Here is an 8,462-nt window from a genome sequence, read left to right as displayed (position 1 = left end):
CATCCCGCCGATGCGACAGCGCCTGCAGTTCACCGCCACGGGCGATGCAGTGCAGTGGCGGCTGGACGGCAAAACCCTGGGCCGGGGGCCTCGGGTGGCCTGGATGCCGTGGCCTGGGCGGCATGTCGTGCAGATCACGGATGCCCAGGGCAAGGTGCTGGACGAAGTCCGGCTGGAGGTGCGTGGTGCCGGTGTGGTGGCAGCGCCCACCCGGGCAGGTGCGCATTGACGCTGACAAATCCGAGGAATACGGTGTGAATTCGGGCTAAGTCCCGGTTCAGGCGACTGTTTAAAATAGTTACAAACTATCCCTATGCCCTCGCTTCGCCAGTTTTTCTCTCACCGCCTGATCTGGCTGGCTTTGCTGGTGGCTCTGGGTATTGGTGCGTTGTTCGCCCGCACCATCTGGACCATTCGCAACGACGAGTGGAGCTACGCGGTGCAAACCAACGCCAACCTGGCCCGCACCCTGGAGCAGGGCCTGGCCTGGTCGCTGGACTCGTTCGATAAATCCCTGGAAGGCGTGGCCCGCGAGGTGTCGCGCCCCGAGGTGTGGGCGTTGCCCCCCGACTTGCGCTCGCGGGTGGTGTTTGACAACTCGCTGCGCGCGCGCGGCGCGGGTGATGTTCTGGTGCTGGACGCGCAAGGCAATGTCATCCTGGACTCGGGCTCCAATGCCCCCCGCCGGGTCAACTTTGCCGACCGCGACTACTTTCTGGCTTTCCGCGACCGGGGCGAACAAGGGCTGTTCTTCGGCAAGCCTGTGCCTTCGCGGGTGACGGGCCTGAACATCCTGCCCATCTCGCGGGGCTACTACAACGCAGACGGCAGCTTTGCCGGGGTAGTGGTCGGCGCCATCCGCCTGAGCTACTTCAACGAACTGTTCGGCTCGCTGGACCTGGGCCCGAACAGCGGTATCAACATGTTCCGTCAGGACGGGGTGGTGATCTCCCGCTTTCCGTACGGTGATTCGGATGTGGGCAAAACGATTGCCGGCTCCCCCAACCTGCTGCGCTTTCAGAAGGAGGGCACGGGTTCTTTTGTGGGCAAGGCGGCGCTCGACGGCGTGGAGCGCCTCTACTCCTTCCGGCCTGTGGGCAACTACCCGCTGATCCTGAACGTGGCGCAGTCCACCGAGACCATCCTGGCCAAGTGGAGCCGCAGTGCCTGGGTGCTGGGCGGCTTTGCCGTGCTGCTGATGCTGGGAAGCCTGGGGCTGGCCCTGATGTTTGTGCGCGAGCTCCTGCTGCGCCAGCAGGTGTCCGCGCGCCTGGCCGAGGCCGAACACGACCTGCGCACGACGCTCGACAACGTGCCCTCGATGATTGCCTACTGGGATGCCAGCATGCACAACCGCTTTGCCAACCGTGCGGCGCTGGAGGAGTTCGGCACCTACCCGGCACCGGTACGGGGCCGCCATATCAGCGAGCTGCTCAGCGAGGCCCGCTATGCGGCCAGCAAGCCCAATTACGACTTGGCGTTGGCAGGAATGCCACAGCGCTTTGAGCGAACGGACGAGGACGCACGGGGTCAGCCGCGTCACAGCATCGTCTCGTACCTGCCTGACACCGACGCGCGCGGCGTGGTCACCGGGCTCTTTGTGCAGGTGACGGACATCACCGAGCGCAAGCGCATGGAGAACGAGCTGTTCGACGAGAAAGAGCGCGTGCGCCTCACCCTGCAATCCATCGGCGATGCCGTGGTCTGCTCGGACGCCAAAGGCATGGTGACCTACCTCAACCCCGTGGCCGAACGCCTCACGGGCTGGCAGGCGTTTGATGCGGCCGGGCACAACGCAGACGAAGTGGTCAGCCTGCGTTGCCCCGACAACGACGAGCCCATGCCCAACACCTTGCGCACCGCGATTCAGCAAGGCGCGGCCACAGAGCCCGTGCGGGGCGTGCTGGTACACCGCACCAGCGGCCAGCGCTTCCAGGTGGAGGAGACGGCCAGTGCCATCACCGACCGCCATGGCGCGGTGACGGGCGCAGTGGCGGTGCTGCGCGATGTGACCGAGGCCGTGGCCATGGCCGAGCGCATGTCCCACCTCGCGCAATATGACGCGCTCACCGACCTGCCCAACCGCGTGCTGCTGCAGGACCGCGCCCATCTGGCCATGGCCCAGGCACGGCGTGACGGCAAGTCGCTGGCGGTGATGTATCTGGACCTCGATGGCTTCAAGGAAGTCAACGACCGCCTGGGCCACGATGTGGGCGATGTCCTGCTGGTGCAGTTTGCCCAGCGTCTGCAGGCAGCGGTGCGTGCGTCCGACACGGTGTGCCGGCAGGGGGGCGATGAGTTTGTGGTGCTGCTGCCGGGGCTGGATGGGGTGGAGCCCGCCTGCCTGGTGGCGCGCAAGATCCTGGCGGCCTGCGACGCAGCATTTGATCTGGCTGGGCAGCCGGTGCGGGTGGGCGTGAGCGGCGGCATTGCGCTGTTCCCGCAGCACGGCAGCACGTTCGATGAGCTGTCGCGCCATGCTGACGGCGCCATGTATGCGGCCAAACGCGGCGGGCGCATGCGCTTCATGCTGTACCAGGGCCCGGATGCAGATCCTGAGGTGGTTTTGCCCGAGCCCTCTCAAGTGGCCGCGGCCCAGTAGTCCACCTGCTGAACTCGGGCGTCCGGGTGGCATGGCGTTGTCCGTCGCTGGAAATTTGTTGCAAGCCGTCGAAAAAATTTTGATGGCTGGCCCCCCCGCCACCGCCTACCATTCGGCGCATTCCCCATCCTGGAGAGCCTGCGTGCCCAATCTGTCCAAAATCACCTGCATCGAAGACCTGCGTGTCATTGCCCAGCGCCGCGTGCCGCGCATGTTCTATGACTACGCCGATTCGGGCTCGTACACCGAGGGCACCTACCGCGCCAACGAGAGCGACTTCCAGCGCATCAAGCTGCGCCAGCGCGTGGCCGTGAACATGGAAGGCCGCACGACCCGCACCACCATGGTGGGGCAGGACGTGGCCATGCCCGTGGCCATTGCACCCACCGGCCTCACCGGCATGCAACATGCCGACGGCGAGATCCTGGGGGCCAAGGCGGCCAAGGCGTTTGGCATCCCGTTCACCCTCTCGACCATGAGCATCTGCTCCATCGAAGACGTGGCTGAACACACGGGCCGCCACCCGTTCTGGTTCCAGGTGTATGTGATGCGGGACCGCGACTTCATCGAACGCCTGATCGACCGCGCCAAGGCGGCCAACTGCTCGGCGCTGCAGCTCACGCTCGATCTGCAGATCCTGGGTCAGCGCCACAAGGACATCAAGAACGGCCTCTCGGCCCCGCCCAAGCCCACCATCGCCAACCTCATCAACCTGGCCACCAAGCCGCGCTGGTGCATGGGCATGCTGGGCACAAAACGCCGCAGCTTCGGCAACATCGTGGGCCACGCCAAGGGTGTGGGCGATCTGTCGTCGCTGTCGTCGTGGACGGCCGAGCAGTTCGACCCGCAGCTCAACTGGGGTGATGTGGAGTGGATCAAGAAGCGCTGGGGCGGCAAGCTGATCCTCAAAGGCATCATGGACGCCGAAGATGCGCGCCTGGCCGTCAACAGCGGTGCCGACGCACTGATCGTCAGCAACCACGGCGGGCGCCAGCTCGATGGCGCGCCATCCTCCATTGCCGCACTGCCAGGCATTGCCGCGGCAGCGGGCAAGAACATCGAGGTGTGGATGGACGGCGGCATCCGCAGCGGGCAGGATGTGCTCAAGGCCCGCGCTTTGGGCGCGCAGGGCACGCTGATTGGCCGCAGCTTCTTGTACGGCCTGGGGGCCTACGGCGAGGCGGGCGTGACGCGTGCGCTGCAGATCATCCAGAAAGAGCTGGACATCACCATGGCGTTCTGTGGCCATACCAACATCAACAACGTCGATTCGTCGATCCTGCTGCCCGGTACCTTTCCCACGGCCTGAGCGGCTGAAAGCCCTCTACCGCGCGGCCGTCGTCGGCGCCGGCAGGCGCTTGAGCGTGGCCAGGTAGGCCACCACGTCCTCGCGGCCCTGCGCATCGTCGAGCTGGTAGTCCATGCCCTGTCCGGGGATCAGCGCCTCGGGGTCGGTCAGCCAGGCCTTGAGCGTGGCACGCGTCCACAGCAGCTTGCTTGCGCGCAGCGCGGGCGAGTAGTCAAAATCCTTCAGCGCGCCCGCGCGGCGCCCCACCACGCCCCGGTGCGCCGGGCCGTCTCCATGCTGGTCCGGGCTGTGGCAGCTGCTGCAATGCGCCGCGTACAGCGCAGCGCCACGCTCCACCGACTGGGCCGCGGCGGGGCTGTGAGCCCCCCACAGCAAGGTGGCCGCAACGGCAACCCAATGAACAGGGAACAGTGGGCGAGACAGAGGCATGGCGGGCAGCATGGGGTGGAAAGCGCGAGCGTTGTGGGCATAGGTGACTCTTGCAGTACGGACGATCCCGCCGCCTGGATTCATGCCCGTCGCGGTTGGGGTGCCCGGTACTCGACTACACCAATTCACGGAGCCAGGGCACTGTTTTTGTGTCCGGCGACATCCAAAGTGCCTGCTGTGGCGTATTCACCTACAGCAAAGCCCCGCAAGGCCTGCCAACCCGATCAATCCAAGACAATGGGCGCATGAGCACCCTCCACCCAGACAGTGAACTGATGGACCTCCTAGACCGCATCGCCGCGCAGGACGACTCCGCGCTGAAAAAGCTGTACGAGCGCACCTCGTCGCAGCTTTTTGGCCTGGCCCTGCGCATCGTTCGCAACCGCGATGCGGCGGAGGATGTGCTGCAGGATGCGTTTTTGACCATCTGGCGCGGCGCGGGCAACTACCGCGCATCGCTGAGTCCGCCCATGGCCTGGATGGGTTTGATCGTGCGCAGCCGGGCGCTGGATGCCCTGCGCAAGCGCACCACCGACCGGTCCGATCTGATGAACGAGCTGGATGACGAGATGGCGCAGACGCTGGAGGGCGACATGCCCAACCCCATGGACGCCGCCGATGCCAGCGAGCAGGCCTTTGCGCTGCACCACTGCCTGGGAAAGCTCGATCACAAGCAGCGCGAGGTAGTGAGCCTGGCCTACCTGCGCGACCAGAGCCACGGCGAGCTGGCCGAGCAACTCAAGCTGCCGCTTGGCACCGTCAAGACCTGGATCCGCCGGGGCCTGGAACAGCTGCGCACCTGCATGGCGCGTTTTGCGTGAGGTTGCCATGAACATTACCCAACACCCCGAACTGCTCGACCGCCTGGCTGCCAGCTACGCCCTGGGCACACTGCGTGGCGGCGCCCGCCGCCGATTTGAAAGCCTGGCCCGCGAACACGCCACCGTGCGCGCTGCAGCGCTGGTCTGGCAGACCCGCTGGTCCGGCCTGACCGAGTTGCAGCCCGCCATCCACCCCGCGCCCGCCGTGTGGACGCGCATCGACAACCTGGTGCAGGCCGACCGGGCTGCGTCCGCCATGCAAGCTGCCCGTGTGCACCAGGCCGCAGAGGCCCCAGGCGGCTGGTGGCGCAACCTGCTGGTGTGGCGCGGTGCGGCGGCTGCGGGCGCCATCGCCACGCTGGCGGCTGTGGTGGTGGGCGTGCAGGTCAATGGAGGCCTGCGTGCCACCACGGGCGCGCAGATCGCCGCACTGCAGCAACAACTACAAGCCACACCCCAGATCCAGTACGTGGCGGTGTTGGCCGATGACAAGGCCGACGCGTCGATGTTGGTGACGTTCGACCCCAAGAACAACCAGCTCGTGCTGCAGCGCGTGGGCGGTTTCCAGGAAGGGACGGACAAGTCCTTGCAACTGTGGGCGCTGCCGCCCGCGGGTGGCCCGCGCTCATTGGGCGTGCTGGGGCAGGACAAGCTGCTCAAGCTGGTGGCCCAGGAGGGCGATGTGAAAGAAGTCCCCACGCTGGCCATCAGTCTGGAACCCAAGGGTGGTGTGCCCAGCGCCACAGGCCCGACCGGGCCGGTGCTGTTCAAGGGCGCTCTGATCCGCAAGGCCACCTGACACCCGGGTTCCAGGCAGTTGCTTACAGGTCTGGAAGAACCGGTGGCAAAAGAAAAGAATAGTCGCCACCGTTGAATCCACGGGTTTCTCTTCGTCGTATTCAAGGTGGGGTGCTTGGCACCCCACCATCCACCTACGAGGAGATCCCCATGCCATTGAAAAAAATCAGTCTGGCCGTGCTGGCTGTTCTGGCTGCCAGCGCAGCGGGCGTTAGTCTGGCGTCCAGCCACCGCGAGGCGCCGTTCATCACGACCCAGCCCAAGGTTGACGGCAGTGACTTCTACCTGTTCAACAGCTACGAACCGGGTCGAGCGGGTTTTGTCACCATGATCGCCAACTACCTGCCGCTGCAGGATGCCTATGGCGGCCCCAACTACTTCAGCCTGGACTCGAATGCGCTGTACGAGATCCACATCGACAACAACGGCGACGCAGCGGAGGACATCACCTTTCAGTTCCGCTTCAAGAACACGCTGAACAACGGTGGCAACGGCATCACGCTCGATATCGGTCCTGATGGTGCCCGCAAGAAGGTGGCCATTCCGCTGCGCAACGCCGGTGGTATCAGCGGCGCAGCGGGCGACCCGCTGGCTTACCGCGAAGAGTACGAGATGTTCATCGTGCGCGGTGACCGCCGTACCGGCAAGCGCGAGCAGATCACCATGGCCGGTGGGGGTACCACCTTTACCAAGCCCATCGACTACATCGGTGAAAAATCGCTGGGCAATGCGGCCGCCTACGACGCCTATGCCGGCAAGTATGTGTATGGCATCAACATCCCCGGCTGCGCCACCCCCGGCAAGGTGTTTGTGGGCCAGCGGCAGGACCCGTTCCCCGTGTCGTTGGGCACCATCTTTGATCTGGTGAATGCCCCTGCCGCTGTCATTACCAGCGAGTCGAATGCTGCGGCCTTCGGCGCGGGCCAGATTGCCAACAAGAACGTTACGTCGCTCGCGGTGGAAGTGCCCACCAATTGCCTGACTGCTGCATCGGGCGAGAAGGTCATCGGCGGCTGGACCACTGCCAGCCTGCGCCAGGCCCGCTTGCTCAATGGCAAGCCAGACTCGGGCCTGCAGGCCAGCGAGAAGGCCGGTGGCGCATGGACGCAGGTCTCGCGCCTGGGCATGCCGCTGGTCAACGAGGTGGTGATTGGCCTCAAGGACAAGGACAAGTTCAACGCATCCAAGCCCAAGGATGATGCGGCCAACTTTGCGGACTACGTGACGCACCCCACGCTGCCCGCGCTGGTCGAGACGCTGTTTGGCGCCAAGGCCCCCACGAACTTCCCGCGCACCGACCTGATGACGGCCTTCCTCACGGGGCTGCCCACCGTCAATCGCCCTGGCAACATCACCGGCCTGGGTGCCGGCGGCCCCCTGGCCGAAATGCTGCGCTTGAACACCGGCATTGCCGCGACGGCTGCGGTTGCGCAGAACTCGCTGGGGGTGGTGGCAGGGGATGCGGCCGGCTTCCCGAACGGCCGCCGCTTGGGCGACGACGTGGTGGACGTATCGCTGCGCGTGGCCATGGGTGCGCTGTGCACGGTGACGGGTGCCACGGACACGCTCAAGGTGGGCTGCAAGCCGGGTGATGCCCCGGCAGGAGGGGTAGCGTTTGTGGACGGCTCGCGCACCAAGGCGACGGACTACCGTACGGCGTTTCCGTATGTGAACCCACCGCTGCCTGGTGCCAAGAACTTCTGATCCGAAGGAGCCACACCATGCAAAAGAACCTTCGGATTCAGCACCTGGCCCTCACTTCGGTGGCGGCATTGGCCATCACCGGTTGCGGCGGGGGCGGTAGCGGCGACAACACGGCAGACCCTGGCAATGGGGGCCCCGTGATGGTGAATGCGTTCGCGTATGTGCAGCCCATTGTGGCCAGCGGCGCGTCGGACACCGCCGAGCCTCAAGCGGTGGACCAGCTGGTGCTGTCCAGCACCGAGGCTGAAGAGCCCGATTCGCGGCTCTGACCCTTGCGCGATGTCCTGGCTGCGCCCTGAAGGGGTGTGGCCAGGGCGTGCGTGGGTGATTGTGTCTCTTTCGATATCCGCTGTTGTCACGAGCCCATGAAGAAACCTCATCACTGTGTGTGCGTGGCCTTGTGCCTGGTGCTCTGGACGGGCGCGGCCCTGGCGGCCTTGCCGCAGGACTTGCCACCTGGCCTCGATGCCGATGTGGTCGAGCGTCTGCCCGAGCGTGTGAGCGCAGCCCCCGCCACGCCCCAGGCTGCTGCCGCCACGGCCCGGCGCTGGATCACGCTGTCACGCGAGACGGCGGACCCGCGTTACCTGGGCCGGGCACAGGCGGCCCTGGCACGCTGGTGGAGCCAGGCGGACGCCCCGGCCGATCTGCTGGTGTTGCAGGCCACCGTAGAGCAAGGGCGCCATGAATTTTCAGCCGCGCGCGCCACGCTGGAGCGCGCCTTGCAAACCAACCCCGCACAGGTGCAGGGCTGGCTCACGCTGGCCACGCTGGAGCGTGTGGCCGCGCGCTATGAGGC

General features: G+C 65.8%; 8 protein-coding genes and 1 pseudogene. 8 read left to right on the top strand and 1 reads right to left on the bottom strand.

Annotation, left to right across the window (positions count from 1 at the left end):
- From DBR23_RS31830 to DBR23_RS25800, 3 genes are all read left to right on the top strand, one after another.
- The coding region (locus DBR23_RS31830) for a hypothetical protein (RefSeq protein ID WP_233250750.1) at positions 1–229 on the top strand (229 nt) is incomplete at its 5' end.
- An 84-nt stretch (positions 230–313) separates the two neighbouring features.
- Positions 314–2,602 carry a diguanylate cyclase domain-containing protein gene (locus DBR23_RS25805; RefSeq protein WP_108499989.1) on the top strand — a complete coding sequence of 763 codons (2,289 nt, stop codon included), beginning with the start codon at positions 314–316 and terminating at the stop codon, positions 2,600–2,602.
- A gap of 142 nt (positions 2,603–2,744) precedes the next feature.
- Positions 2,745–3,911 (top strand): alpha-hydroxy acid oxidase, encoded by a 1,167-nt coding sequence (locus DBR23_RS25800; protein ID WP_108499988.1) that lies wholly within the window; start codon positions 2,745–2,747, stop codon positions 3,909–3,911.
- 15 nt (positions 3,912–3,926) lie between these two features.
- Here the strand turns inward: DBR23_RS25800 and DBR23_RS25795 are convergent, their stop codons facing one another.
- Complete coding sequence (locus tag DBR23_RS25795; RefSeq protein WP_108499993.1) at positions 3,927–4,340, bottom strand: cytochrome c family protein; 414 nt, start codon at positions 4,338–4,340, stop codon at positions 3,927–3,929.
- A gap of 245 nt (positions 4,341–4,585) precedes the next feature.
- On the opposite strand from DBR23_RS25795, the gene DBR23_RS25790 reads away from it, so the two are divergent.
- The 5 genes and pseudogenes from DBR23_RS25790 to DBR23_RS25770 form a co-directional block, all read left to right on the top strand.
- Positions 4,586–5,161, top strand: coding sequence for an RNA polymerase sigma factor (locus DBR23_RS25790; RefSeq protein WP_108499987.1), 576 nt, complete (start codon positions 4,586–4,588; stop codon positions 5,159–5,161).
- Between the two features lie 7 nt (positions 5,162–5,168).
- Positions 5,169–5,960: an anti-sigma factor domain-containing protein gene (locus DBR23_RS25785; protein WP_108499992.1), complete on the top strand. Its 792-nt coding sequence runs from the start codon at positions 5,169–5,171 to the stop codon at positions 5,958–5,960.
- A gap of 149 nt (positions 5,961–6,109) precedes the next feature.
- Positions 6,110–7,663, top strand: coding sequence for a DUF4331 domain-containing protein (locus tag DBR23_RS25780; protein ID WP_108499986.1), 1,554 nt, complete (start codon positions 6,110–6,112; stop codon positions 7,661–7,663).
- 17 nt (positions 7,664–7,680) lie between these two features.
- Positions 7,681–7,932 (top strand): hypothetical protein, encoded by a 252-nt coding sequence (locus DBR23_RS25775; RefSeq protein WP_108499985.1) that lies wholly within the window; start codon positions 7,681–7,683, stop codon positions 7,930–7,932.
- 96 nt (positions 7,933–8,028) lie between these two features.
- Positions 8,029–8,462 (top strand): annotated as a pseudogene (locus tag DBR23_RS25770) (hypothetical protein); the annotation flags it as partial.

The organism is Acidovorax sp. HMWF018 (genome assembly GCF_003061035.1).
Taxonomy (GTDB): domain Bacteria; phylum Pseudomonadota; class Gammaproteobacteria; order Burkholderiales; family Burkholderiaceae_C; genus Acidovorax; species Acidovorax delafieldii.
The sequence above is the reverse complement of the archived record's forward strand: the minus strand, read 5'-3'. Positions and strand labels throughout refer to the sequence as shown.

Coding starts and splice junctions, on each gene's coding strand:
- DBR23_RS25805 (WP_108499989.1), top strand. CDS start 314: ATGCCCTCGCTTCGCCAGTTTTTCTCTCACCGCCTGATCTGGCTGGCT.
- DBR23_RS25795 (WP_108499993.1), bottom strand. CDS start 4,340: ATGCCTCTGTCTCGCCCACTGTTCCCTGTTCATTGGGTTGCCGTTGCG.
- DBR23_RS25790 (WP_108499987.1), top strand. CDS start 4,586: ATGAGCACCCTCCACCCAGACAGTGAACTGATGGACCTCCTAGACCGC.
- DBR23_RS25785 (WP_108499992.1), top strand. CDS start 5,169: ATGAACATTACCCAACACCCCGAACTGCTCGACCGCCTGGCTGCCAGC.
- DBR23_RS25780 (WP_108499986.1), top strand. CDS start 6,110: ATGCCATTGAAAAAAATCAGTCTGGCCGTGCTGGCTGTTCTGGCTGCC.
- DBR23_RS25775 (WP_108499985.1), top strand. CDS start 7,681: ATGCAAAAGAACCTTCGGATTCAGCACCTGGCCCTCACTTCGGTGGCG.